Below are 25,494 nucleotides of genomic sequence, written 5' to 3'. Positions count from 1 at the left end.
CCGACATGACCTGCGAACAACTGCTCTACTCGGTCGACGGCCCCGTCGCCACCATCACGCTGAACCGCCCCGAGCGGATGAATGCGCTGACCAAGATCCTCGAGGCCGAACTGCGCTCGGCCATCGAACAGGCCGGCCGCGACAAGGCCGTGCGCGCCATCGTGCTCACCGGCGCTGGCCGCGCGTTCTGCGCGGGCATGGACATGGAAGAGCTGGAAGTGCTGCCGCCCGAAGACATCCAGGCCGAGGAATGGATGCGCCCCTACGACATGAACCGGCGCGCCGACTACCAGACGCGCTACTCGTACTTTCCTGCAGCGCCCAAGCCCATCGTCAGCGCCATCAACGGTGCCGCCGCCGGGCTCGGGCTGGTGATGGCGCTGTACAGCGACTTTCGCATCGCGTCGGAAAAGGCGGTCTTCGCCACCGCCTTCGCCAAGCGCGGGCTCATCGCCGAGCACGGCATCGCCTGGATGCTCCCGCGCGTCGTCGGCCATGCGCACGCCACCGACCTGCTGCTGACGTCGCGCAAGATCGATGCGAAAGAAGCGCTGGCGATGGGGCTGGTGCATCGCGTCGTGCCGGCCGACGAGCTCGCGGCGGCCGCGCAGGCCTTGGCGCTGAGCCTGTCCACCGAGGTGTCGCCGCGCTCCGTGGGCGTGATGAAGCGCCAGCTCTGGGAGGCGCCCTATCAGTCGCTCGGCGAGTCGATCGCCGCGGCGAACCAAGACATGGTGGAGAGCCTTCGCAGCGAAGACTTCCAGGAAGGCATCAAGCACTTCATGGAGAAGCGGGCGGCGAATTTCTCGGGGCGCTGAGCGCAGCGGCATCGCACCTGGCGCGCCGGCAAGCCGCGCGCCAGGAACCCCCACCGCTCGTGCCCCTCAGCGGCTGTCGCGCTTGCCCTGCGCGTGGCGGTTCTGCGAACCCGCGTGCGCGTGCAGCGCGATGTTCTCCGCGCGTTCCTTGAGCGGGTTCAGCCGGGTCGCACGCGGGTTGATGTCCAGCGGCGCATGGACCAGGGGCGCGCCCGCGGCGGCGGCCCCGAGCGTCGACAGCGTGGCGGGCGCCTTCGACGAATGCTCGGCCACCGGCGGGGCTGCGAGCGCCGCCTGCTTGAGTTCGAGCGCGTGCTTCACGGCGGTCTTGAGGCTCACGGGCTTGGCCTTGGAGCGGCTGGCCTTCTTCGCGGCGGTCGTCTTGGCAGCAGTCTTCCTGGGCGCGGCCTTGGTGGCTGGCGTCTTCTTCGCCGCTGCCTTCGCAGGCGGCGCCGGCTTGGCCGCGGCCTTCTTGCCGGCAGGCTTCACCGGTGCCGCCTTCTCATCGAGCTGCGCCAGGCGCGTCTCGAAGCGCTCCAGCACTTCCGCGAACACGATGGACTTCTTCTGCGTGCGCTCGTTGTCGCCACCTGCCGCGGAACGCCGGCTGGCAGCCGCTCCGCGCGTAGCGACCGTCTGGCGCCGGTACAGGTCACGGTACTTGTCGCGCAAGGCACGCGCGCGGGTCACTTTGCCGTGCAGCCGCGCCACGGTCAGCTCCTTGATGGGGCCGGCCCGGCTCTGGTCGAAGATGGCGAGTTCCGCGGCGGTCAACAGCACCCGGGCTTGCGTCAAGGTATAGGCCATGATTCGGTCTCCTTCTTTTCGATGACAGATGGAAAGAGACCCCACCCTAACGGCTGGCGGGCGCTGGCGATGTGGGACGAGGGCTACGTCTGGTGGCGTCGCGGGGACGCCGCCGCGGCCCCGGCCCGTCGAAACATCAAGGCAGCAGTTCGAACTTCAGGTCCGCCAGCGGCGAGACCTTCTCCTCGCGCACCATCTTGTATTCGGTGTTCGGGCCCAGCCACTTGGCCCAGATGCGGTCGAGCTCGCCCGACTTCTCCAGCGCATAGAGCGCGCCGTTCACCTTGGCCAGCAGCGCGGGCTCGTCCTTCTTCATGCCGATGCCGATGGGCTGCAGCACCATCGGGTCCTTGATCATCTTCAGCGCCACGCCCTCGGTCTTCGACTGGTTCACCAGCTTGGTGATGGTCATGGTGTTGGCCACCATGCCGACCGACTTGTTCTGCTGCACGGCCATGAAGGCGGAGCCGGTGTCCTGAAAGGTGACGGGCTCGGAGCCGTTCATCTTGATCGACATCTCCGAGGTCGAGCCCTTGGTCGAGCTCAGGCGCTTGCCCTTGAAGTCGGCCTTGGCCATGCCGGGGTCGGAGGCCTTCACGGCCAGCATTTCCTTGGCCACGTAGTACGGGTCGCTGAACTGGATCTGCTCGCCGCGGCTCTTGGTGTAGGCCAGGTTGGCAATGGTCACGTCGACGCGGCCGAGCTTCACCTCGGGCACGCGCGCCTCCACCGACAGCGGCGTGACCTTGGCGCCGAGGCCCAGTTCCTTGGCCACCGCGTTGCACAGGTCGACGTCGTGGCCCACCATTTCGCGCGTCTTCGGGTCGGGTGCCGCGAACGGGGGCACGTCGGCGAAGGTGCCGCACTTGAGCTCCTTGCGCTGGCTGATGTCGCTCCACTGGTCGGCATGCGCCAGCAGCGAGGCTGCGCTCAGGCAGGCGCCAAGGACGGCGAGGCGAAAGACGGTCTTGTTCGGCATGGTGGACTCCAGAGAGATTGCGAAATGTGAGCGACGGAAGGTGAGCTGCGAAGAAAACGAATGTCAGTGCGCGCGCAGGTCCGACAGGAAGCGCTGCGCGCGCGGATGCTGCGGACTGCCGAAGAAGGTGGCAGGGTCGGCCGTCTCGAGGATGCGGCCCGCGTCCATGAACCAGACGCGGTCGGCCACCTCGCGGGCGAAGTTCATCTCGTGGGTGACGCACATCATGGTCATGCCGTCGTGGGCCAGGCCGCGCATCACCGACAGCACCTCGCCCACCATCTCGGGGTCGAGCGCGCTGGTGGGTTCGTCGAACAGCATGGCCGGCGGCTCCATGGCCAGTGCGCGCGCAATGGCCACGCGCTGCTGCTGGCCGCCCGACAGCTGCGCCGGGTAGGCACCGGCCTTGTTCGACAGCCCCACGCGTTCGAGCAGCTGCCCCGCCTTGGCCTTGGCGTCGGCGCGCTTCACGCCGAGCACGCACATCGGCGACAGCATGATGTTCTCCAGCACCGACAGGTGCGGGAACAGGTTGAAGCTCTGGAACACGAAGCCGATGCGGCTGCGCAGCCGGTTGAGCGCCTTGCTGCTCATGGGCGCGTGGATGTCGTGGCCGTCGAACAGCAGCTGGCCCGACTTCACTTCCTCGAGCCGGTTGACGGTGCGGATCAGCGTGGACTTGCCCGAGCCCGAAGGTCCGCAGACCACCACCACCTCGCCCTTCTTCACCTCGGCGTTGATGTCGGCCAGCGCCTGGTAGTCGCCGTACCACTTGTTGATGTCGGAGAACAGGATCATGGTGTCGTCCTTGGGCGGCACGGGCCGCGCTGCGGGGTGTGGAACGGGCGTCATGGCAGCGTCGCCACACGAGGTGCGGGAGGCACGGGAGGCACGGGAGAGATCACCGGCGTGGAAGGCGCCAGTGCAGCGCCGTCGTCGACCGGCTTCGCCGGCGCGGCGCCGAGGCGCTTGTGCGCGATACGCCGCTCCAGCCACTGCGCCAGTTGCGTGAGGCTGAAGCACACGACGTAGTACGTCAGCGCCAATATGAAGAACACCTGGAACGGCTTGGTCAGCAGCTGGTTGTTGATCTGGTTGGCCGCGAAGGTGAGTTCCTGCACGTTGATCACGTAGCCCAGCGTGGTCTCCTTGATGGTGGAGATGAACTGGCTCAGCATGCTCGGCAGCATGTTGTAGAGCGCCTGCGGCAGGATCACGAACCACATGGTGCCCAGGTGGCTGTGGCCGAGCGCGCGCGCCGCCTCGCCCTGCCCCTTGGGCAGCGACTGGATGCCGGCGCGCACCACTTCCGACAGATAGGCGCCTTCGTAGATCACCAGCGTGCACAGCATGGTGGTGAAGCCCGACACATCGCGCCCGATGAGGATGGGCACCAGAAAGTACACCCACAGGATCACCATGAGCAGCGGCACGCCGCGCACCACGTACACCAGCACGGTGGCCGGCCAGCGCAGCAGCCGCCAGGGCGAGAGCCGCGCCAGCGCCAACAGCACCGACAGCGGAAAGGCCAGCACGATGCCCAGCACCGACAGGATCAGGGTGGCGGCAATGCCGCCGAGCGGGCCGCTGGGGTACTGGCCGACCAGCAGCAGCAGCCAGTTGTCGCGAAGAATTTCGTAGACGCTGAACATCGGGTGCCTCGCTTACCTTGCACCGACGATGCGGTAGCGCCGAGACAGCCAGCCGCCCACCGCCATGATGAGCAGCGAACACACCAGGTACAGCACCGTGGCGACGCTGTAGACCTCGAAGGTGCGAAAGCTCTGGCTCTCGATTTCCTTCACCGCGTGGGTGAGTTCGGCCACGCCGATGGCCATGGCCAGGCTGCTGTTCTTGAACAGCGACACGCTGTGGTTCACCAGCGCGGGCACCGCGTTGCGGATGGCCTGCGGCAGCATCACGTGGCGCATGGCGCCGATGTAGCCGTGGCCCAGCGCGCGCGCGGCCTCGGCCTGGCCGGCGGGAATGGCGCGCAGGCCGGAGCGCATGTCCTCGCTGAAATAGGCGGCCTGGCACAGGCCCAGCGCCACGATCGACAGCAGCGTCTCGGCGTTGTGCGCCGAGAGCCATTCCTGCAGCGCGTCGGGCAGCACGCTGAAGATGCCGAAGTACCAGAACATGAGCTGCACCAGCGTGGGGACGTTGCGGTGGTACGAGACATAGCCCGCCACCGCACGCTCGGCGATCGGGTTCGCGGTGAGCCGCACCATCAGCAGCGTCACCGCCATGGCCATGGCGAGCAGCCACGAGCCCGCGGCGATCTTCAGCGTCTCCTGCAGGCCGTGCAGCAGCATGGCGCCGAACTCAGGTTTCAGCAGGATCGCCAGCAGGTCGAAGTCCTTCATGTGTTCGGCTCCTTTGCGAGGCTTGCGTGGCTTGCGTGAATCGCGCGGGCTGCGCCGCTCAGGCCTGCGGCGCCTCGGGACGCGTGGTCGAGAGGCCGCCCGGCACCTGCAGCGTGGGCGTGATTTCCATGTGGCCCACGTTCACCGCGATGGGCGCCGCAATGGCGAAGGCAATGGCGTTGGCGATGTCCTCGGCCTGCGGCAGCTCGAAGCCTTCGACGAAGCGCTTGCGGGTGTCTTCGGAGTCGCCGTGCACGTGCGCGAAGATGTCGGTGGCCACGCGGCCCGGGCAGATCTCGGTGACGCGCACGCGCTTGCCGAACACGTCGATGCGCAGCTGGCGCGACAGCATGCTCACCGCCGCCTTGGTCGCGTGGTAGGTGCTGTTGCCGCCGAAGTTGTAGGCCGCGGCAATCGAGCTGATGTTGACCACATGGCCGCGGTCGCGCGCGGCCATGCCGGGCACCACGAGCCGGCACAGGTGCAGCACGGCGCGCAGGTTCACGTCGACCAGCAGGTCGATGCCTTCGGCGTCGGCCTTCAGGATGGAGCCGGGGCGGTCGACGCCGGCGTTGTTGACCAGCACGTCGAACTCGACCTCCTCGGCGAGCCGCGTGACCGCCTCGAGGTCGCTCACGTCGATGGCGTGCGGAATGCAGCCGGTGCGCGCGGCCAGTTCGGCCAGCTTGTCGGCGCTGCGTGCGAGCGCGTGGACCTTCAGGCCTTCCTTGCTCAGGCGCTCGACGACGGCGGCGCCGATGCCCGAGGAGGCTCCTGTCACCAGAGCGGTCTTGTAGTCGGAAAACGGCATTTGTGTTCTTTCGTTGGAGCGGCAGATGACTGCCTGGAATTCACTGTATCGAGCGCCTGCGCGCGGCGCCAAGACGGATTGGCTGTGGAGCGATAAGCCCCCCTTATGTCGCCCGCGATCCGTGCATATGACCAAGGGTAAGCACCATGTTCGTGCCCCCGTGCATCAAATCGATTGCTTCGAAATCGGCACCACGCGCCCGGCCTGCTCGACCACCTCGCGCACGGCGCGGGCCAGCGCCACCGCGCCGGGCGTGTCGCCGTGCAGCAGGATCGAATGCACGCGCATCGGGATCTTCTTGCCGGTGTAGCTGGTGACGCTGCCGTCTTCGAGCAGTTGGCGCACGCGGGCCAGCACGGTGTCGCGGTCGTGGATGACGGCGTCGGGCAGCTTGCGCGGCACCAGCAGGCCGTCGTCGCCGCAGGCGCGGTCGGCCAGGAAGGTGGTGCGCACGCGCAGGCCGCAGCGCTCGGCCGCCCCTTCGATGGCGCGGCTGGCGGAGGTGCTGACGGTGAGCGAGGGGTCGAAGTCGGCCACGGCGCGCACCAGCGGATCGGCCAGCGCGGCGTCGGCCGCGGCCATGTTGCCGAGCGCGCCGTGAAAGCTCATGTGCGTCATGCGGTGGCCGGCGGTGCGCGCCATGCCGTCGAGCGCGCTGAGCTGGTAGAGCACATAGGACACCAGCTCTTTCGTCTCGATCTGCATCGGCCGGCGCCCGAAGCCCACGAGGTCGGGAAAGCCCACATGCGCGCCGACGTCGACGCCGCGCGCATGCGCCAGGCGCACCGTGCGGTCCATGATGACCGGGTCGCCCGCATGGAAGCCGCAGGCCACGTTGGCGGAGGAAACGATGTCCAGCAGCGCTTCGTCCTCGCCCATGCGCCAGGGGCCGAAGCCTTCGCCGAGGTCTGCGTTCAGGTCGATGTCCATGGCGGTTCCTTGCTTCGTGGGTCAGAGGGGATGCAGTTCGAACAGCGGCGTGCCGTAGCCGACGGCGGTGGCGTCGTCCACGCAGATGCGTTCGACGATGCCCGGCTGCGGCGCCGTCACCGGCAGCAGCAGCGGGCCGATCTTCAGCAGGCCGAGGGTCTGGCCGGCTTCCGCTCTCTGGCCAGCGCGCACCAGCGGTGCGGTGGCCAGCGGGTGGCTGTGCAGGAACACGCCGAGCGACGGGGCGTGGACCACCAGCGCTTCGGTTTCGGCAAGCGCTTCGGGCAGCACCACGACATCGTCACCCTGCCGGCCGAGGCGCAGCGTGCCCTGCGGCGTTCGCAGTTCGAGCAGGCCGATGTCGGTGCCCGCGAGCCAGGCGGCGAGCTGCGGGGCGCGCAATGCGGTGTCCTGCATGTCAGTGCCTTGCCGCAGCGGCGTTCACGGGCGCACCGCGGTGCAGCGCCACCATGCGCGCCACCTTGTCGAGCCAGCCGCGCACTTCTTCCAGCGCGTCCAACGCCTCGTCCCAGGTGGTTTCGACGAAGCGCATGCGGCTGCCGATGGGCGCCTGGCCGAGCCGCCACATGTCGGCCTCGATCACGGTGCCGAACTTCGGGTAGCCGCCCGAAGGCTGCGCGTCGCGCATCTGGATGATCGGCTGCCCGCTGTGCGGCACCTGGATCACGCCGGGCACGATGCCGTGCGAGCGCAGCTCCATCGGCGCGAGCGGCCGCAGCGCCTCGCCGTCGAGCCGGTAGCCGTAGCGGTCGCTCTGCGGGGTGATCTTCCATTCGCCGGCCCAGAAGGCCTCGCGCGAGGCCGGCTCGAAGGCCAGGTACTCGGCCGCGGGCAGCACGCGCACGGCCGCCACGCCGTCGCGCTGCAGCGGCAGCGCGAGCACGGGCGGCACCAGGCCGAAGCCGGTGCGGCAGGGCTGGCCCGGGGCGGCGGCGCGAAGCACGTCGCCGCGGCGCAGCGCCCGCCCCTCGTGGCCACCGAAGGCGCCGCGCAACTGGGTGCTGCGCGAGCCCAGCACCTCGGGCACGTCGATGCCGCCGGCCACGCACAGCACGGCGCGGCTGCCGCGGTGCGCACCGCCTTGCGGCAAGCCCAGCGTGAGCACCTGGCCGGCCCGCGCCTGGTGCACCCACCAGGGCAGCAGCGGCTGGTCGTCGAGCCGCGATGCGCAGTCGGCGCCCGTGAGCGCGAAGGCGCAGTCTTCGGCGAAGCGAAGCCTGAACGGGAACACCGGCACCTCGAGGCCCGCCGCGCCCAGCGCGTTGCCCAGCAGCAGGTTGCCGGCGGCCAGCGCCAGGTTGTCCATGGCGCCCGAGGTGCCCACGCCCCAGCGCAGGCTGCCGGTGCGCCCCAGGTCCTGCACGGTGGCCAGCGCCGCCGACGAGAGTATTTCGATCATCGGACGATGCCCTCCACGCGAAAACGAATGAGGTCGCCCGGCTGCAGCATCGCGGGCGGGTCTTGCGCCGGGTCGAAGAACACCATCGAGGTGCTGCCGATGGTGTTCCAGCCGCTGGGCCCGGCGGAGGCCGACACGCCGGTCTGCGCGCCGCCGATCGACACCGCGCCGCCCGGGATGCTCAGCACCGGCACCTTGCGCCGCGGCGTGGCAATGCGCGGGTCCATGCCGCCCAGGTAGCAGTAGCCGGGGTGGCTGCCCAGCGCGTACACCGGGTAGAGCGGCGCGCTGTGCAGCTCGACGATGGCCTCCACGCTCAGGCCCGTGTGCGCCACCACATCGGCCATGTGCGGGCCGCCCTCGCCGCCGTAGACCACGGGCAGCTCGACCACGCGGCCCTCGCGCGGCAGCGCGGTGGCGGCGCGCCATGCGTCGCACAGGCGCGTGCGCAGGGCGTCGAGCTGGCGCGGCGCGCGCGTGAAGGTGAGCATCAGGTTGTTCATGCCGGGCACGGCCTCGCGCACCTCGGGCCAGCTCTCGGCCTCGTGCGCCAGCGCCCAGATGCGCTGCTGCGACGGCAGGCTCATGTCGCCGGGCGCCTCGAACAGCAGCGCGGTGGTGCCCAGCAGGCTGGTGGAAGGATCGCCGGACAGCGAGCTCAGCGGCGAGTTCAACGGCGAAGTCAACGGCGAGGTGGAAGGTGTCTGTGCGCTCACGCCGCGCTCCTTTGCTGCAGCCAGCGTTCGAGGTGATGGATGTCGACGCCGCCGGCCGCGAAGCCCTCGTCGCGCAGCAGCGCGCGGTGCAGCGCCACGTTGGTGGCAATGCCCTCCACGCGCGTCTCGGCCAGCGCCAGGCGCATGCGGTCGAGCGCGTCGGCGCGGCTGTCGCCGTGCACGATGAGCTTGGCGATCATCGAGTCGTAGTACGGCGGCACGCGGTAGCCCGTGCCCGCATGCGAGTCGACGCGCACGCCGAAGCCGCCGGGCACCTGCCAGCCGGTGATGCGGCCCGGCGCGGGCGCGAAGGTGTCGGGGTCCTCGGCGTTGATGCGGCACTCGATGGCGTGGCCCTGGCAGCGCACATCGGCCTGCGCGAACGACAGGCGCTCGCCGCGCGCCATGCGCAGCTGCTGCTGCACGATGTCGATGCCGGCGGTCATCTCGGTCACCGGGTGCTCCACCTGCAGCCGCGTGTTCATCTCGATGAAATAGAAGGCGCCCTTCTCGTACAGAAACTCGAAGGTGCCGACGCCGCAGTAGCCGATCTGCCGGCACGCGGCGGCGCAGCGCTCGCCCACCTCGGCCATCAGCGCCTCGTCGATGCCGGGCGCCGGCGCCTCCTCGATCACCTTTTGGTGGCGCCGCTGCAGCGAACAGTCGCGGCTGCCCAGCCACACGGCGTGGCCGTGGCTGTCGGCCAGCACCTGGATCTCGACATGGCGCGGGTGCAGCAGGAACTTCTCGATGTAGACCTCGGGGTTGCCGAAGGCCTGGCGCGCTTCCTCGCGCGTGAGGGCCATGGCGTCGAGCAGCGCGGCTTCCTCGTGCACCACGCGCATGCCGCGCCCGCCGCCGCCGCCCGCGGCCTTCACGATCACCGGGTAGCCGATGCCGCGGGCCAGCGCAAGCACGGCGGCCGGGTCGGCGGGCAGCGGCTCGTCGGGCCCGGGCACGCAGGGCACGCCGGCCTTGCGCATGGCGCGCTTGGCCGACACCTTGTCGCCCATGGTGCGGATGCACGCGGCGCTGGGGCCGATGAAGACGAGACCGGCCTCCTCGCAGCGCGCGGCAAAGCCCGCGTTCTCCGACAGGAAGCCGTAGCCGGGGTGGACCGCCTGCGCCCCGCTCACCTCGGCGGCGAACAGCACGGCGGACTGGTTCAGGTAGCTCAGGCCCGGCGCGGCCGGCCCGATGCACAGCGCCTGGTCGGCCTGCGCGACGTACACGGCGTCGCGGTCGGCCTCGGAGTGCACGACCACGGTGCGCAGGCCGAGGCCGCGGCAGGCGCGCTGGATGCGCAGGGCGATCTCGCCGCGGTTGGCAATGAGCACGGTGTCGAACATGGCGCGGCCCTTCTCATTCGAAGCGGAACAGGGGCTGCCCTGCTTCCACTTCCTGGCCCGAGTGCGCGAGCACCTGCCGCACGGTGCCCGCGTGGTCGGCGCGGACTTCGTTGAACATCTTCATGGCCTCGATCACGCACAGCAACTGGCCGGCCTCGACGGCCTGGCCCGGCTGCACGAAGGGCGGCTCGCCCGGTGCGGGCTGCAGGTGCACCACGCCGTGCAGCGGGGCGAGGCAGTCGGCGCTGGCGGCCGTGGGTGCCGCTGCCTCTTCGATGGCTCCCGCCAGCGCCTTGCGTGCAACGGACGACCGCCGCGCGGCGGGCGCGGCCCCGAGCGCCGACAGCTTCACCAGCCGCAAGCTGCTGCCGTTCTCGCTGAACTCCAGTTCCGCCAGGTCCGATGCGGCCAAAGCGTCGATGAGCGTCTTGATCTGTTCCTGCTTCATGCCGGGCTGTAGGTGGCCGACGCGCTCCGCGAACGCGTGACGGCATGCATGAAAGGTAGCGGGCCAAGGGCACAAAGCCCAAGACGGATTGGCTGTGCCGGGATAAGGGCGGCTTATGACGCCGCGCCAATGCCCCGCTGGCGCCCCGCCAAGGCGCCTCAGGACAGCGCGGTCAGCTCGGGTTCGGGCGTCGACGCCACGGTGCCGGCCAGATCGACCACGAGCTCGAGCAGGATGTCCTTCACGGCCTGCGCGGGCTCCGACAGCGGCAGGTGGTCGGACTGGCACAGCGCCAGCGGCGCCTCGATGACCGGGTCGACGATGGGGAATTGCCAGGCGCCGCAGCTCGCGACCACCTCGCGCGCCATTGACGCGGGCAGGATGGTGGCGCCCAGCCCGTCGGCAATGGCGGCGGTCAGCGTGAAGGCGGATTCGATCTCGGCCACCACGCGCGGCACCATGCCCGCGCGCACGAAGGCCGAATCGACCAGCTTGCGCACCACGTTGTACGGCCGCGGCAGCAGGAGCTCGATGTCGCGCAGGTCGGTCAGCTTCACGGGCTGCGAAGGCGCCGGCATGGACGCCGGGCCGACCAGGAACAGCGGCTCCTTGAGCAGCGGCAGGAACGTGAGGCCGTGAATGGCCTTGTCGCCGTACAGCACGGCCAGGTCCATGCGGCCGTTCATGATGAGCTCGCTCAGCGTGGTGCCGTAGTTCTCGTTCAGGTACAGCAGGATGCCCGGGTGCCGCGCGCGCACGGTGCGCAGCAGCGGCAACGACAGCGCAGAAGCCGCCGTGCCCGGCGCAAGGCCCACCGACACCTGCCCCGAGAGCCCTTCACCGGCGGCCTCCATGTCGACACGGGCCTGCTCGCACTGGCGCAGGATGATCTGCGCGTGGCGGTAGAGCACCTTGCCGGCTTCGGTGGGCGTCACGCCGCGCTTGGTGCGCACCAGCAATTGCTGGCGCACCTCGCCCTCGAGCGTGGCCAGTTGCTGGCTGAGCGCGGGCTGTGCAATGAAAAGGACTTCGGCGGCCTGCGTGAGGCTGCCGATGTCCACGATCTTCACGAAATATTTGAGGCGTCGCAGGTTCACGCCTTGTCCCCAAGCAAAACCCAAGCCTAGCACCGCGCCTGCGCAGCCGGTATCGGGGCTCACCATAAGCTGCGCCTATACGACCAGTGCAAAACCGTCTTGGCCTCGCCGGTTCGATGTGCGTACCGTTCGGTCCATGCCATCTCCAGACCAGGAAGCCATGTGACCACGTCCCGCATTGCCGCCCGCGTGCGGCGCATCAAGCCCTCGCCCAGCACCTCGGCCGCCGACCGCGCCAACGAACTGCGCAGGCAGGGCAAGTCGATCGTCAACCTCGTGGTGGGCGAGCCCGACTTCGACACGCCGCCCCACATCCGCCAGGCCGCGGCCGCCGCCATCGAGCGCGGCGCCACGCGCTATACGCTGATGGCCGGCACGGTGGAGCTGCGCGAAGCCATCGTCGCCAAGCTCGAGCGCGAGAACGGGCTGCGCTACGCAATGAACGAGATCATTGCCACCAGCGGCGCGAAGAGCGCGATCTACAACGCCTTCGCGATCACGCTGGAGCCGGGCGACGAGGTGATCATTCCCGCGCCGTACTGGGTGTCGTACCCCGACATGGTGCTGGCCTGCGAAGGCACGCCCGTCACCGTGGCCTGCCCCGAGTCGCACGGCTTCAAGCTGACGCCCGCGCAACTCGAGGCGGCCATCACGCCGCGCACGCGCTGGCTGCTGCTGAACTCGCCGAGCAACCCGACCGGCGCGAGCTACACCGCGGCCGAGTACCGCGCGCTGGCCGAGGTGCTGGAGCGCCACGCGCACGTGATGGTGATGACCGACGAGATCTACGAGCACATCCGCTTCGACGGCGAGGCCACGCCGCACATCCTCGCGGTGGCACCCGGCCTGCGCGAGCGCACGCTGCTGGTGAACGGCGTCTCCAAGACCTATGCCATGACGGGCTGGCGCATCGGCTATGCGGCCGGGCCGGTGGACCTCATCAAGGCACTCGACACGCTGCTGTCGCAGTCCACCGGCAACTGCTGCTCGGTGAGCCAGGCGGCCGCGGCGGCGGCGCTGAACGGCGACCAGGGCTTCGTGGCCGAGAGCGTGGCCGTGTACAAGCAGCGGCGCGACCGCACGCTGGCGCTCATCAACGGCATTGCGGGCCTGAGCTGCGCCACGCCGCCGGGCGCGTTCTACCTGTACGTCAACTGCGGCGGCCTCATCGGCAAGACCACGCCCGAAGGCAAGCACCTGGCGCAAGACGGCGACGTGGTGATGTACCTGCTCGAAAGCGAAGGCGTGGCCCTGGTGGCAGGCACCGCGTACGGGCTGTCGCCGTACTTCCGTCTTTCCATTGCCACGTCGATCGAGACGCTGGAAGAAGGCTGCAAGCGCATCGCGCGCGCCGTGGCCGCATTGCGCTGACCGCGCACCACCCGATTCGCAAGGACGACCCCATGCCCTACAAAGCCATTCGCAAGAACCCGTCGGCCCCGCAGGTGGCGGCCGAGATCATCGCCGCGCTGCACGACATTCCGGTGGCCGCGCTCAGCGACAACATGCACCGCAACATCGGCAGCGTGGGCCTGCTGCCCTACCACCGCCCCGGCCCCGGGACCATGGCGGGCACGGCCGTGACAGTGAAGACGCGCGGCGGCGACAACTTCACGATGATGCGGGCCTTCGAGTTCTGCCGGCCCGGCGACGTGCTGGTGATCGACGCGGGCGGCGACGTGACCAACGCGGTGATCGGCGGCATCCTGTCGTTCTATGCCGCGACCATCGGCACCGTGGGCGTGGTGCTCGACGGCGCCATCCGCGACGTGGCCGAGATCCGCGCGCGCGACTACCCGGTGTATGCGCGCGGCGTGAACCATCGCGGCCCGTACAAGGACGGCCCCGGCGAGATCAACGTGCCGGTGTCGGTGGGCGGCATGGTGGTGAACCCGGGCGACATCGTCGTGGGCGACCAGGACGGGCTGATGGCGTTCCCGCGCGACGAGGCCCAGTTGCTGATCGAGAAGGCCCGCGCGCACCTGGAGACGGAGGCCCGGACCATCCAGGCGATGAAGGAAGGACGCTGGGACCGGTCGTTCCTGGATGCGCTGGAGGCGCGCTGCGCCAACTGACGCCATCTCGTTCGCGCGAACGCGTGGGCTCGGCCCGCCGCGTGGACGCTTGCATGGCGGGCACAAGCAGCCAAGTACCCTGGGCGCTCTAGTGCCAAAGACAAGGTGCGCCATCGAAAAACAAGGCCTACACTGGGTTTCGAACGGTGCTTCGAGGCCCCGTGCGGCATCGGCCATTTCCGGCAGCCCCTGCGCTCGGATCGCATGCCCGCTCAGCCCTGAACCGTCCGCACATCGCCTTGCGCATTGACCACGCCGTCGTGCGGACTCGAAAGGGGCCGAACGGCGTATAGGTGCTCCCGGCGCTCCTGCATAGGCTCTGCAGCTCGCCTCACGCCAAGGCAGGCCAGTTTCAAAGGAGCGAAGTTGAAAACGGACACACGACAGCGCAAGGACCCCGAAGCACGGGAACGCTCACTCGTGCAGCGGCTCGTGCTGGTGCCGGTCGCGCTTGCGCTGGTGGCGCTGGTCTACGGTGCCTGTGTCTACAACCGGAACGCCGACGAGGCGAAACTGCAGCAAGGCCAGCAGCACGACCTCGCTGAGGCGCAAGCCCGCAGATAGCGCCTCGACAAGACCGGCTTGCGGGCGCTGTATCTCTTCCCGCGGCAGTTGCCGCCGCCGAACAAGAGTCAGGCGCCCGGGGCAACCAGATCGCGCCGCAAGGTCCAGAGGCAGGCGGCCAGCCGCAGCAACTGTTCCACTTCCCTGTCGTACAGCTCGCTCGCGGGATCCTGTGCGCCGATGAGCCCGGCGATGTAGTCGAATGCATCGCCCGGCGTCATTCCCAGGCCGTTGCGCGCCATGTCGATCGACGTGGCCATGACCTCTGTCTTGTTCATCGTCCAATCATGTCTTCAGCCGTGCGGTACTCGCACGTTCTTTACATTGCCCAGTGGGGTTTGGCCGACAGCGCGCTTCAAGGAAGGCTTCGCAAAGGCGTTGCGGGCACGGCCCCTTCAGACCTTCGCGACGCCCTCGTCCACCGTGTCGGTGACGGCGAAGAGCGTGAGGAAACCGCTCATCTCGAACACTTCGCGCACCATGTCGCGCAGGCCCACCAGGGCCAGCTTGCCCTGCGCCGCGCGCAGCTTCTTGCCGGCCAGCAGGATCACGCGCAGGCCGGCCGAGCTGACGTAGTCCAGCGCGGAGAAGTCGAACACCAGGCGCTTGAGGCCGGCGGTGAATTGCTCGAGCAGCATCCGTTCGAGTTCGGGGGCGCTGCTGCTGTCGAGACGGCCGGCAAGACGCACCACGAGCACGTCGCCACGGGTTTCCTGTTCGATGTTCATGGGTGAGAGTCCGAGGAAGCGGTGAAAGAAGTCGTCCGGCCGGCGGCCAGGCGAGCGATTGTAGGTGGGCGTCGCGATTGACCGGGCCCGGCGCGGCCTCCAGAATCGGCGGCCTTTTCGCCTTCGCAGACTTTTGTTTTTTCTTCCGCCGCCACGCCATGACCGTCCAGATCCGCCCCTTCGTTCCCGCCGACCACGCCGAGGCCTTTGCGCTGTGGCAACGCACCGAGGGCATGGGCCTGAACGAGTCGGACGAGGCGCAGGCGGTGGAGGTGTTCCTGGCGCGCAACCCCGGCTTCAGCGCGGTGGCGCGCACGCCCGAGGGCCGCATGATCGGCTCGGTGCTGTGCGGCCACGACGGCCGGCGCGGCGCGCTGCACCACCTGTCGGTCGACCGCGAATGGCGCGGCGGCGGCATCGGCCGCCAGCTGGTCGATCACTGCCTCGAGCGGCTGGCCGCCGCCGGCATCGTGAAGTGCAACATCTTCGTGCTGCGCGAGAACGAGTCCGGCACCGCGTTCTGGCTGCGCCAGGGCTGGTACGAGACGCCCTGGCTCAACCTGCAGAAGAAGCTGGCCGGCGACTGAAGGAAGCGGCACGGTCGCGCGCATCGCCCATCGTGGCCCATCACTTCGCGCCCGGCGCGCCGGCATCGGCCTGCGCGGTCTTCGGCACGTTGATCACCTCGGCCACGTTGAGCAGCAGCATCGGCGGATAGAGGCCGAGCGACTGCACGGTGCGCATGTTCACCAGCAGCGAGAAACGCTGCAGCGTCGACGCCGGCACCTCGGCCGCGGGCTTCTTCTCGACCAGCACCTGCATGGCCTTCCATGCCGCGAAGCGCCCGACGTTGGCGCCGTTGGAGAACAGGCCGAACATGCAACCCGACTGGCGCACCACGCTCTCGGTGGCGCAGAAGGTCGGCAGGTGCGCGTCGATGGCCGCCTGCGTCACCACGTCGCGGTGCGTGAAGGCCAGGAAGGTGCTCGGGCCGATGTAGAGAAAGTCCGCGCCGCGCTTGGCCAGGTCGGCAATCAGCGGCTGCAGCGGCGCCGGGTCGGGCGCGCCGGTGGGCAGCAGCGGCACGGTGGCGTCGACGATCTCGAAGCCCTGGATGCGCGCGAGTTCGCCGAGCTGCTCGCGGATCTGGCGCGAGTTGGGCTCCGCCGGGTTGTGCAGGTAGCCCAGCCGCTTGAACGGCCGGTACGCACGAATCGCGTTGAGCTGCACCGTGAGCGGCGCGACGTGGCCCACGCCCGTGACGTTGCGACCTGGTTTTTCCAGCGACGGCAGCAGCCCGGCGCCCACCGCGTCAGTGACCGAGGTGAAGACGATCGGCGTGTCGCGGATCGCGTCGTCGCCCTTCGCGTCGAAGCGCCCCGCCAAGGACAGCGCGGTGGGCGTGCCCCACACGTAGATCAGGTCGGCCTTGGCGTCGCGCACCTGGCGGCGCAAGGCGACAGCGTCTTCGGGGCGTTCGCTGGCACGGATCGGCACGTAGCGCACCTGCAGGCCGTTGCGCTGCAGGTAGGCCTTGAAGCCGGTCTCGATGCTCTGCTCGTCGCGCGGGATCACCATGGCGATGGTGACCGGGCCGGCCGCGCCTTTCGCGGCGGCTGCGGCGGCTGAAGCGGCGCCGGGCGTGGCGGCCGGCTGCGCCGCCGCCGTGAGTGCCAGGCCGGCCAGCACCGGCGGCAGCAAACCGCACGCGAGGGTGCGCACGGCTCGGCGCGCGATGGTCATCGGGGTGTCATGTCGGGACACGGCAGTGCCTCCCAGCGAAGAAAAGGGTCGAACGGATCGAACACGGAAAGAACGCGGCAAAGAGCGTGTCATGCGGCCGCTCCCGGCACCGCCGCGCGCGTGGCCACCGGCCGCAGGCCGAACCACACGGCCGCGCCGGCCAGCGCCACCGCCAGCCCGACCACGCTGAGCGCGCCCGCCAGGCCCGCCCAGAGAATGGCCAGCGCGGTCACGAACGGCGCGGCCACGCTGCCCAGCCGCTCGATCAGCCGGTAGGCGGCAATCGCCTGCTCCGGCGTCGCGAGCCGCTGCTGCGGCGGCTTCTTCTCGAAGACCTCGGTGACCATGGCGATCTGCGACGGCGACTGCGTGGCCTGCCCCGCGCCCAGCAGCGCGCAACAGGCGGCCATGCCCCACAGGCCGCCGAGCAGCGGCACCGCGAGGCAGGCGGCGCCGGCGATCACGCAGCCGGCCACGATGAAGCGCCGGCGCTCGCCGGCCGCGTCGGACCAGTGCGCCATGAGCGACGCCGTCATCGCGTAGCAAAGGAAGTACAGCAGCAACACACGCCCCGCCACCGCGGGCGGCTGGCCGATGTCGTGCATGTACAGCGGCACGACGATCGACAGCACCATCACCGCCACCAGCCGCGCCGGCACGGCGGAGCCGAGGATGATGGTCATGGCGCGCGGCTCGCGCAGCACCGCCGCGTAGCCGCGCCAGCCGCCGCGCGCGGCGGCCGAGCCCGCGGCCGGCGGGTTGACCGCCACCGTCGGCAGCCGCAGCCGCAGCAGCGCGGCAAAGGCCAGCAGCATGGCCAGCGCGCACGCCACCATGCCGAAGGAGTCGCCCACGCGGCCGGCGATCATGCCGCCGAACGGCGGCCCGACGATGCCGGCGGCCACGATGGCCGTGGCCACCTCGGTCAGCCCGCGCGCGCGCTGCGCCTGCGGCGTGAAGCGCACCACGGCGGTCTGCGCCAGGATCAGCGCCAGGCCGTAGGCCGCGCCGCCGATGGCGCGCAGCAGCACCAGCAGCGAGGCCTCGTGCACCCACGCGGACGCCGCGAGCGCGCCGGCACCGGCGATGGCCGCGAGCATCAGGCTCAGGCGGATGTCGAAGCGCCGCGCGATCCACGGCCCCATCGGCTGCGCGGCGGCGAAGGTGGCCATGAAGGCCGCCACCGGAATGCCGGCCAGCATCTCGGGCGACCAGCCGCTGCCGGGCCCGGCCATCTCGCTGGCCAGCACCGTGAAGAAGGGCCGCAGCAACTCTTCGGACAGCGCGACCAGGAACACCGCGAGGCGCAGGCGCGTCATCTGCACGCCCCAGTCGGCGGCGGCCGGCGAGACGGTCGCTGCCGTGCCCGTGGCCACATCCGATGCCGAGGTCCAGCCCAGCAGCGCGCGCGCACGCTGCGCCGCTGCGGCCGCGGTGCCTTCCGCGCCGGAGCCGGCTTCGTGCCCGCGGCGGCGGCGCACGCGCGCCGCGAAACGCTGCCAGCCGCGCGCGGCGCGGTACTCCATCAGCGGATGCAACAGCGAACGGCGCCACAGGCCGCGCGTGAGCTCGCGCATCAGCACGGCGGAAATCACCAGCGCCAGGAACAGGTCCACCAGCATCGCGCCCAGGGTGCGGTCCACGTAGTCGGCGGGGTAGCTCACGACCATGCGGGCGTCGGTGCCGGCCAGCGCCCGGGTGCGCTCGAGCACGCCGCCGGCATCGCTTGCCGCCGTGCCGCTGCCGGTGCCACCGGCCTGCGCCACCTTCTGCCCGCTCGCGTCGCGCAGTGACAGCCCCGACAGTTCGGGCGCCGCCGCGAGTTGTTCGGTGAACAGCGCATCGACACCATTGAGCGCGTTCAACGGCACGCCGTACTGCACCGCGCGTTCGATGCGCGCGGCCATCGCGGCCAGCACGGCGTCGGCATTGGCTTCGATCTGCGTGGTGACGAAGGGCCGCGCGGCTTCGCGCGCGATGCCCACCAATGCGAGCGGCGCGGCGAGCACGCCGGCCAGCAGCAGCACCAGCGCCCAGCGCGGCACGCCGCGCTCGCGCGTGGAAGAAGACGCCGCCGAAGACAGCGACGGCTGCAGCATGCGCACCGTCTGCCAGCCCCACAGGTAGAGCACCGCCCAGATGACGGCGAGCGACACCAGCACCAGCGGCAGCGCGCGCAGCACCACGGTCAGGCCCGCGTCGCGTGCCTGGCGCCGCAGCGCGGTGGGATCGAACACGGCCCACACCGTGGCGGCCGGCACGCCCGCCGGGTCGAGCAGCACGGTGCCGCCCAGCACATGCGTGGGCGTGGTGCGCTCGGCCACCGGCGCCTCGCGCGCTTCCTTGCCGGGCGCCACGGGCGCGGACGCGTCGGCCAGCAGGCGCGCGTCCCAGCGCGGGGCCACCGCGTCCTTCAGCGCGGCGTCGCCGTAGCGCGCCACCACCTGGCCGTCGGCCGAGGCCACGCGCGCCATGCGCAGCGAAGGCTCGCGCTGCGCGAGGCGCGCCATCTGCGCTTCCAGAAAACCGAGGTCGCCCACCGTGAGGCCCAGGCGCATCGCGTTCTCGCCGTCCTCGGCGAGCTGGCGAACCATGCGGTCGGTGCGGTCCTGCGTGAGCGTGACGAGCACCTGCTCCACGCGCCACGCGATCAGCAGCAGCGACAGGCCGAACAGCAGCAGGCTGAAGAGGCTGGCGAACAACAGCGACTGGCGCCGCAGGCGGCGGCGCGCGGCCTCGGCGTCGCTCGCAGCGGGATGTGGGGTGGAAAGGGTCGTATCGCTCATCGGCGCGGCAACAGGGGCGGTAAGGTCAGGTAGGTCAGGTAGGTCAGGTACGGGCGGCAACTCGGCAGCTCGAACAGGGCATTTGAGAAACTATTGCTGACATTAGTAACATAAAATCATTATTTCCAACAGCAGCCGGCAGCCGGCTTTTCAGGAGTTCCTGTTGTCCCCGTCGCCCTTGTCGTCGTCGTTCGCGACCCTGCCGGATGTGCCGAATGCGCAGGCCCGCCACGCATCGATGCTGCGTGCCCGGCTGCTCAACGAGGCCGACGCCGACGACATCGCCATGCTGCGCGACGAGGTGCTGGGCGGCCTCTCCCACCCCGACTGCTACATCCGCGAGGACGACGAGGCCGCGTTCCTGCGCGCCCACCGCGCGCCCTGCGGCGAAACCGTCGGCATGTTCGACGGCAAGCGGCTGGTGGCCTACGCGATGATCGGCCTGCCCGCGCACGACGACCCCGCCAACCTCGCCCACGCCCTGGGCCTGCCGCTGCCCTTGCGCGGCGCGCTGGCGCACCTGGCGAGCTGCATGGTGCATCCCGACTGGCGCGGGCTGGGCCTGCAGCGCACGCTGCTGGGCACGCGCCTGGCGCTGGCGCGTTCCCACGGGCGCCACCTGTGCGCCGCCGTGGTCTCGCTGCACAACCACACGAGCCGCCACAACATGCTGCGGCGCGGCCTTCATCTGGCGGCGCTCGCGCAGATCGACGGCGTGCAGCGCCAGATCGCACTGATCGACCTCGACCACGGCCTGCACGTGGACACGGGCGACGAGCGCCTCATCGACAGCAACGACGCCGCCGCGCAGCGCAGCGCCTTCGCCGAAGGCTACGTTGCGCTCGGCGAGGTGCGCGAGGCCGCGCGCGTGCGGCTGCGCTTCCTGCGCCGGCTCGACGTTCAATTCAGCCCCCTGTAGGTCAGCGACACCACGGTGATGTCGTCCGACTGGGCGGCGCCGTTCTCGAATGCGTGCACCGCGCGCACCACCGCCTGCGGCAGGTCGGCGCCGGCGGCATGCGCCTCGGCCAGCAGCGAGCGCAGCGCCTGCTCGCCCATCAGCACGCCTTCGCGGTTGGTGGCCTCGGTCACGCCGTCGGTGTAGAGCAGCAGCGTCTCGCCCGGCGCGAGCACGGTGTTGCCCTCGGTGAAGTCCTGCCCCTCGAGCACGGCCAGCGCCATGTTCTGGCCGCGCGGAAAGTACTCGACCTGGCCGCCGTGCAAACGCAGCGGCGGGTTGTGGCCGGCGTTGACGTAGCTGAAGCCGCCGCTGGGCAGGTGCAGCACGCCCAGGAACACGGTGACGAACATCATCTGGTCGTTGTCGGCGCACAGCTGCTCGTTGAGCGCGGCAATGGTCGCGCCCGGCGTGCGCATGAACAGGGCGTTGCTCTTGAGCAGCGTGCGCGAGATGGCCATGAAGAAGGCCGCCGGCACGCCCTTGCCCGACACGTCGGCCACCACCACCGCGAGGTGCTCGTCGTCGACCATGAAGTAGTCGTAGAAGTCGCCGCCGACCTCCTTGGCCGGGATCATGGTGGCGCGCACGTCCACGCTGGCCGCGTCGGGCCGCAGGCGCGGCAGGATCGACAGCTGCATCTGGCGCGCGATCTCCAGCTCCTGCTGCAGGCTCGCGAACATGGCCTGCGTTTCCATCGCGGCCTGCAGGTCGCGCAGCAGCTTGAGCAGCTGGTTCTGCTGGTCGGTCACGAGCCCCGACATGCGGCCCAGGATGCTCGCCAGGTCGGCGAGCTGGTTGCCCGCGTCGGTGGCCGTGCCGGTGCCATTGGCCGCATCGGCGCCGCCCTGTGCCTCGCCCAGCGCGGCGATGATTTCCTCGCGCGAGCCGGGCTCCAGGCTGTCGGCCAGCGTGCGCAGCTGGTCGCGAATGAGCCGCTCCTGCTGGCGGCGCGTGCGAATGCGCTCGTCGCGCAAGGTCTGCAGGTTCAGCAGTTCGGCGCGGATGGCGCCGATGCCGCGTGCCATGTCGCCGGCTTCGCCTTCGGCCTCGTCCTCGCCTTCGTCGAGCGCGGCGTCGGTCTTGCCGGCGGCCAGCGACTGCAGCACGCCCACGGCGCGGCCCAGCGGTTCGGTCACATGGCGCAGCCACAGCAGCAGGCCCGCGGCCAGCAGCACGGCGAAGAACGCGAGCCCGGTCGTCAAGGCGATGTCGGCTCGGCGCTCGGCGCGCACGCTGTCGGCGGCATCGCGCAGCCAGACCAGCACCGCGGTCTCGCGGCCGTCGAGGTTGGGCAGCGGCAGGCTGACCACCTGCAGGTCGCCGTCGCCGTCGCGCTGCACGAAGGCCGTGCGGCTGCGCACCGGCACCACGATGCCGTGCTGCTGCAGCAGCCCCGCGCGGGTGGCGGCCACTTCGTGGCCCCGCATGTTGACCAGCGCCACGTCGCCGCCCAGGCTGGCCGCCAGCGGCGCCAGGCGGCCTTCGACGGCAATGCCGACCGCCACCGCGCCGCCGGGGAAGCCGCGAATGGCGACCCAGGCGTAGCGCATGGCGTCGATCTGGCTCAGGCCGCGCAATGCGTCGGCACGGTCCGCGCCTTCGGCCGCGTCGGCGGTGTCCTTGCCTGTTGCTTCGGCCGCCGCGGCAAACCAGCCGCTGCGCCCGAGCGGCGCCGGGTCGAGCCCGGTGGCCGTGGTGGCCACCAGCGCGCCGCGCGCGTCCAGCACGTCGACGCGCATGCCCTTCGCCTGCGCCTCCATGTCGAGCCGCATGCCGGCGGCTTCGCGGTCGCGGCCTTGCACCGCCGCGCGCAGCGCCGGGTCGGCGGCCAGCCGCTTCGCGGCGGCGTCGGCCTGCGCCAGCGCCTCGGTCTGCGCGCGTTCCCACGCGATGGTCTGCGCCTGCATCAGCAACGCGTCGTAGCGCGCCTGCTGGCGGCCGTCGCGCATCCACGTGGCCACGCCGAAGATGCCGCACAGCGTCAGCAGGCCGGCCAGCACGACGAGCCCGATCCTGTCCTTAAGTGCCATCGCCGGCCGCCTTTCCGGAAGGAACGGCGCGCGGCCGCGCCTCCGATTTCGCCTGCACCACCGGCCGGTCCGCGGCCGGCGCGAATTCGCGCAGCAGCTCGACACCGAGCGGCTGCGCGGCAATGAGCGCGCCCACCGCCAGTGCGCCGGTGGCCGAGGCCAGCGCCGCAACCCATGCGCGCGACACGGGCCATGCGCCGCGCATGCCGCCGTTGCGCAACGCCGTGCCCAGCGCCCATGCGAGCAGCGGCACCGCCGTGAATTGAAGGCCGGTCGCGAGCCAGTCGGTCATCGAGCGCGCCGCCACGATCGGCACGCTGGGTCCGACCGGGGCCGCGCCGCCCAGAACGCCGGCGGCACTCAGCAGCGCGAGCGCACTGCCGGCCGCGCCGACGGCGATGCCGAGCACGGCCACGGCGCGCGTGGCACGCACACCGCGTGCGCCGCGTGCACCACTCGGTCTCGACAGGCCGGCCAGCAAGCCGGCCGCCGCAAGCATGCCCGCGCCGACCAGGCCCACCAGGTCATCCGCCCCTTCCGCCGCCACCCCGCCGGTGGCGCAGGCCAGCAGGCCGGCCGCCGTCAGGCCGACGCCGAACGCGACCACGCCAGTACGGGCGGTGGTCTGCTGCGCCCCCGCCGGACCCGAGCGCGTGCGCGTGCGCCACGGGCTGCGCGCCGCGTTCCAGCGCCACACGCAGGCCACCGCGAGCAATGCGGGAAACATCGGCGCGAGCGGCAGCCAGCCGCTGTTGTCTTGCGCCACCATCAAGGCCAGGCCGGCCAGCGCGGGCCCCAGGCCCAGCAGCCCGAGCACCGCGCCCACCTTCGCGGCCCAGGGGCGGCGCGCCAGCGGCAACAGGTCGGGGCGCTGGCGCGCGGTGCGCTGCATCGCGGACGCCGCGGCACCCGCCGCGCCCATCGCCAGCCCGGCGCCCAGGGCCACCAGCAGGTCGCCATGCCAGCCGTTCAGCACCTGGAACCACGGCGCGAGCGTGAGCAGCACGCCGGCCGCGCTCAGCACGAGCACCGCCGGCACATGGCTGCGGCGCGCCAGCAGCCAGCCCGGCACCACGGCCAGCGACCCGACGGCCCAGACGAATGCAACGAAGCTGCCCGGCGCGCGGGCCGCGGCGCACAGCGTGAGCGCGGCGCCGGCCGCGCAGCCCAGCATGGCGAGCGACCAGCCGGCCTCCGCGTCGGCGGCAACCACGCGGCGCAACGCGGGCGCGGCATCCACCGACTCGACGAAGCGGCCGTCGCCCTCGGCTTCGGCCAGCAGGCGGTCGAGCCATTCGCGCCGCGCCGGATGCGGCTCGGTGCGGCGCAGCGAACTCACCACGCGGCGCGCGCGCACCAGCGTTTCGTGCGCGGCGCGCACCGCGCGTGCCAGCTGCTGCACGCGCAGGTCGAAGCCGCGGCGATGCAGCGTGGTCGTCAGGCGGTCGTAGCGGGCCGCGCCGATGTCGCGCGACGCAGCGCGCACCGCGCGGTCGCGCAACCGGCGCGAGGTTTCGAAGGCCGCCAGCGCGGCCAGCCACGACAGCAGCGCGAAGAACGCACAACCGAGCGTGAGCGGCAGCACCAGCGAGCGCATGAATTCGAGCAGGTCGGGGCTGCGCACCACCAGCCGCACCGTGCCCACGCCGCCGGCCAATGGCGCGTCGGCCGCGACTTCGGGCAAGGCGAACAGCGGCAGGCGGGCCTTGAGCAGTTGGCTGTCGCGCGCCGCGCCCTGCCACAGCGTGCGGCCGGCCGCGTCGTGCACGGCGATCGATTGCACGTCCGGATAAGCCGCCAGGCGCTGCTGCAGCAGCTCGGGCACGCCGACCAGTTGATCCAAAGGAATGCCGAGCGACAGCGCGCGGTCGACGCGTTGCGCCAGCACCTGCGCCATGAGCCGCGCGCGCACCGCATCGCCCGCCGCTCGCGTGTCGGCCAGCACGGTGTACGTGCGCGCCGACAGCAGCACCGCCAGCACCCAGAGCAGCACGAAGGCGATGAGCCCGAGCCGCGCCGGCAGGCCGGCGGGGCCACGCAGCCTGGCGACCGCGGGGAACAGCGCGACGGCCTTCATTCGGCCACCTCGTGCTCGTCGATCTGCCCGAGGCAGGCTTCCAGCCGATGGCGCGTGGCCTGCGCGGCGGCCAGGCTGTGCGCGACGGGTGCGTTTTCGGGTTGCGTGCGGCGCAGCGCGCGGCGTGCCAGCCCGAGGCCGGCCAGCAACGTGGCCAGCGTGACGAGTGCCAGGAAGCCCCACGAACGCAGGCTGGGCCACGGCGTGGATTCGGTGCGGTAGGCGCTCACGACGTAGCCGACCGGCTCGCCGAAGGGCCCGCGCAACCCGCTGCCGATCAGCGGTTCGCCGGCCACCTCGGCGTTCCAGATGTGGCGCACGCCGCCGCCGCGCCGCGCCTCGGCCCACACGGAAGCCGCGAGCGGTTCGCCGACCGCGCCGCGGTCGGTGCTGAAGAGCGTGACGCCGTCGGTGCCGGCGATGTCGATGGAGCGCAGCTCGCGGTCGCGCTCCAGCGCGTTGTCGATCAGGCCCTGCGCCTGCGGATGGCCGACCAGGTCGAGCCCCAGGGCCAGGTCGCCCTCGAGCGCTTCCTTGAGCTCCATCACCGTCAGCGCGAGGCGCTGCTGCTGCAGGTCCTGCGCCTGCTGGCGCTCGAGGATCCACAGCGAGCCGGCGAGCCAGGCGATGCCCAGCACCAGGAACAAGGCCCACAGCCCGGCGGCTTCCCACAGGCCGGCCGCGCTCTTGCCGCGCGTGGCGTCGTTCGCTCCCCCGGACAATGATTCGGGTTCTGCAGGCGAAAGCGTGGAGGCGGAGGACACTCTGCGGAAAATCTTGACGTCAGTC

At 70.9% G+C, this 25,494-nt stretch carries 26 protein-coding genes; 6 read left to right on the top strand and 20 right to left on the bottom strand.

All coding sequences use genetic code 11. The annotated features are described in order from the left end of the window. The first annotated feature begins 5 nt into the window (after positions 1 to 5). Complete coding sequence (locus tag BM004_RS24685; RefSeq protein ID WP_093217656.1) at positions 6 to 818, top strand: enoyl-CoA hydratase; 813 nt, start codon at positions 6 to 8, stop codon at positions 816 to 818. A gap of 66 nt (positions 819 to 884) precedes the next feature. Here BM004_RS24685 and BM004_RS24680 read toward each other — a convergent pair whose 3' ends face one another. From BM004_RS24680 to nac, 13 genes are all read right to left on the bottom strand, one after another. Next, complete coding sequence (locus BM004_RS24680; RefSeq protein ID WP_093217654.1) at positions 885 to 1,625, bottom strand: hypothetical protein; 741 nt, start codon at positions 1,623 to 1,625, stop codon at positions 885 to 887. A 136-nt stretch (positions 1,626 to 1,761) separates the two neighbouring features. After that, the gene (locus BM004_RS24675; protein ID WP_093130703.1) at positions 1,762 to 2,604 is read right to left on the bottom strand and encodes an ABC transporter substrate-binding protein; all 843 of its coding nucleotides are present in this window, start codon (positions 2,602 to 2,604) and stop codon (positions 1,762 to 1,764) included. Between the two features lie 63 nt (positions 2,605 to 2,667). Next, on the bottom strand, positions 2,668 to 3,402 hold the full coding sequence (locus tag BM004_RS24670; protein WP_093217763.1) for an amino acid ABC transporter ATP-binding protein: 735 nt from the start codon (positions 3,400 to 3,402) through the stop codon (positions 2,668 to 2,670). A 50-nt stretch (positions 3,403 to 3,452) separates the two neighbouring features. Then, on the bottom strand, positions 3,453 to 4,256 hold the full coding sequence (locus BM004_RS24665) for an amino acid ABC transporter permease (RefSeq protein WP_093217652.1): 804 nt from the start codon (positions 4,254 to 4,256) through the stop codon (positions 3,453 to 3,455). 12 nt (positions 4,257 to 4,268) lie between these two features. Next, on the bottom strand, positions 4,269 to 4,970 hold the full coding sequence (locus BM004_RS24660; protein ID WP_093217651.1) for an amino acid ABC transporter permease: 702 nt from the start codon (positions 4,968 to 4,970) through the stop codon (positions 4,269 to 4,271). A 58-nt stretch (positions 4,971 to 5,028) separates the two neighbouring features. Beyond that, positions 5,029 to 5,781, bottom strand: a complete 753-nt coding sequence (locus BM004_RS24655; protein ID WP_093130706.1) for an SDR family oxidoreductase — start codon at positions 5,779 to 5,781, stop codon at positions 5,029 to 5,031. A 165-nt stretch (positions 5,782 to 5,946) separates the two neighbouring features. Further along, complete coding sequence (locus BM004_RS24650) at positions 5,947 to 6,711, bottom strand: LamB/YcsF family protein (RefSeq protein ID WP_093217649.1); 765 nt, start codon at positions 6,709 to 6,711, stop codon at positions 5,947 to 5,949. A gap of 21 nt (positions 6,712 to 6,732) precedes the next feature. Beyond that, complete coding sequence (locus BM004_RS24645) at positions 6,733 to 7,128, bottom strand: acetyl-CoA carboxylase biotin carboxyl carrier protein (protein WP_093217647.1); 396 nt, start codon at positions 7,126 to 7,128, stop codon at positions 6,733 to 6,735. A 1-nt stretch (position 7,129) separates the two neighbouring features. After that, a complete protein-coding gene (locus BM004_RS24640) occupies positions 7,130 to 8,131 on the bottom strand; it encodes a 5-oxoprolinase subunit C family protein (protein ID WP_093217645.1) in 1,002 nt (333 codons plus the stop codon). Then, a complete protein-coding gene (gene pxpB / locus BM004_RS24635; RefSeq protein WP_093217762.1) occupies positions 8,128 to 8,793 on the bottom strand; it encodes a 5-oxoprolinase subunit PxpB in 666 nt (221 codons plus the stop codon). Before pxpB ends, BM004_RS24640 begins: the two co-directional genes overlap by 4 nt. A 50-nt stretch (positions 8,794 to 8,843) precedes the next feature. Further along, positions 8,844 to 10,196: an acetyl-CoA carboxylase biotin carboxylase subunit gene (accC, locus tag BM004_RS24630; protein WP_093217643.1), complete on the bottom strand. Its 1,353-nt coding sequence runs from the start codon at positions 10,194 to 10,196 to the stop codon at positions 8,844 to 8,846. 13 nt (positions 10,197 to 10,209) lie between these two features. Then, positions 10,210 to 10,644, bottom strand: coding sequence for an acetyl-CoA carboxylase biotin carboxyl carrier protein (locus BM004_RS24625; protein ID WP_093217642.1), 435 nt, complete (start codon positions 10,642 to 10,644; stop codon positions 10,210 to 10,212). Between the two features lie 158 nt (positions 10,645 to 10,802). Further along, positions 10,803 to 11,741: a nitrogen assimilation transcriptional regulator NAC gene (nac, locus tag BM004_RS24620; protein WP_177206593.1), complete on the bottom strand. Its 939-nt coding sequence runs from the start codon at positions 11,739 to 11,741 to the stop codon at positions 10,803 to 10,805. A 162-nt stretch (positions 11,742 to 11,903) separates the two neighbouring features. Between nac and BM004_RS24615 the strand changes: the two genes are divergently transcribed. From BM004_RS24615 to BM004_RS40790, 3 genes are all read left to right on the top strand, one after another. Then, the gene (locus tag BM004_RS24615) at positions 11,904 to 13,112 is read left to right on the top strand and encodes an aspartate transaminase (protein WP_093217640.1); all 1,209 of its coding nucleotides are present in this window, start codon (positions 11,904 to 11,906) and stop codon (positions 13,110 to 13,112) included. 32 nt (positions 13,113 to 13,144) lie between these two features. Continuing rightward, the gene (locus tag BM004_RS24610; protein ID WP_093217639.1) at positions 13,145 to 13,816 is read left to right on the top strand and encodes an RraA family protein; all 672 of its coding nucleotides are present in this window, start codon (positions 13,145 to 13,147) and stop codon (positions 13,814 to 13,816) included. A 366-nt stretch (positions 13,817 to 14,182) separates the two neighbouring features. Further along, positions 14,183 to 14,380, top strand: coding sequence for a hypothetical protein (locus BM004_RS40790; protein WP_093334557.1), 198 nt, complete (start codon positions 14,183 to 14,185; stop codon positions 14,378 to 14,380). A gap of 68 nt (positions 14,381 to 14,448) precedes the next feature. On the opposite strand, the gene BM004_RS24605 is transcribed toward BM004_RS40790, so the two are convergent. Together BM004_RS24605 and BM004_RS24600 are read right to left on the bottom strand one after the other, a co-directional pair. Next, complete coding sequence (locus BM004_RS24605; protein WP_093217637.1) at positions 14,449 to 14,658, bottom strand: hypothetical protein; 210 nt, start codon at positions 14,656 to 14,658, stop codon at positions 14,449 to 14,451. A gap of 117 nt (positions 14,659 to 14,775) precedes the next feature. Next, on the bottom strand, positions 14,776 to 15,108 hold the full coding sequence (locus BM004_RS24600; protein ID WP_093130726.1) for an STAS domain-containing protein: 333 nt from the start codon (positions 15,106 to 15,108) through the stop codon (positions 14,776 to 14,778). Between the two features lie 158 nt (positions 15,109 to 15,266). Between BM004_RS24600 and BM004_RS24595 the strand changes: the two genes are divergently transcribed. Beyond that, complete coding sequence (locus BM004_RS24595; RefSeq protein WP_093217636.1) at positions 15,267 to 15,695, top strand: GNAT family N-acetyltransferase; 429 nt, start codon at positions 15,267 to 15,269, stop codon at positions 15,693 to 15,695. Between the two features lie 40 nt (positions 15,696 to 15,735). Here the strand turns inward: BM004_RS24595 and BM004_RS24590 are convergent, their stop codons facing one another. Continuing rightward, the gene (locus BM004_RS24590) at positions 15,736 to 16,851 is read right to left on the bottom strand and encodes an ABC transporter substrate-binding protein (RefSeq protein ID WP_177238191.1); all 1,116 of its coding nucleotides are present in this window, start codon (positions 16,849 to 16,851) and stop codon (positions 15,736 to 15,738) included. Between the two features lie 89 nt (positions 16,852 to 16,940). Next, positions 16,941 to 19,637 (bottom strand): MFS transporter, encoded by a 2,697-nt coding sequence (locus BM004_RS24585; protein ID WP_093217633.1) that lies wholly within the window; start codon positions 19,635 to 19,637, stop codon positions 16,941 to 16,943. A gap of 163 nt (positions 19,638 to 19,800) precedes the next feature. Between BM004_RS24585 and BM004_RS24580 the strand changes: the two genes are divergently transcribed. Then, positions 19,801 to 20,556, top strand: a complete 756-nt coding sequence (locus BM004_RS24580; RefSeq protein WP_143072491.1) for a GNAT family N-acetyltransferase — start codon at positions 19,801 to 19,803, stop codon at positions 20,554 to 20,556. Here BM004_RS24580 and BM004_RS24575 read toward each other — a convergent pair. From BM004_RS24575 to BM004_RS24565, 3 genes are read right to left on the bottom strand one after another with little or no spacing between them, the layout of a single operon-like run. Further along, positions 20,538 to 22,628 (bottom strand): PP2C family protein-serine/threonine phosphatase, encoded by a 2,091-nt coding sequence (locus BM004_RS24575; RefSeq protein ID WP_093217631.1) that lies wholly within the window; start codon positions 22,626 to 22,628, stop codon positions 20,538 to 20,540. The two genes, BM004_RS24580 and BM004_RS24575, sit on opposite strands and share 19 nt — an antisense overlap. Beyond that, positions 22,618 to 24,705, bottom strand: a complete 2,088-nt coding sequence (locus tag BM004_RS24570) for a hypothetical protein (RefSeq protein ID WP_093217630.1) — start codon at positions 24,703 to 24,705, stop codon at positions 22,618 to 22,620. Before BM004_RS24570 ends, BM004_RS24575 begins: the two co-directional genes overlap by 11 nt. Next, positions 24,702 to 25,427, bottom strand: a complete 726-nt coding sequence (locus BM004_RS24565; RefSeq protein ID WP_093217628.1) for a hypothetical protein — start codon at positions 25,425 to 25,427, stop codon at positions 24,702 to 24,704. Before BM004_RS24565 ends, BM004_RS24570 begins: the two co-directional genes overlap by 4 nt. Between the last annotated feature and the right edge of the window lie 67 nt (positions 25,428 to 25,494).

This window comes from Variovorax sp. OK212, assembly GCF_900112425.1.
Lineage (GTDB): Bacteria > Pseudomonadota > Gammaproteobacteria > Burkholderiales > Burkholderiaceae_C > Variovorax.
Note: the sequence above shows the minus strand (reverse complement) of the source record. Positions and strands in the feature narration are given on the sequence as shown.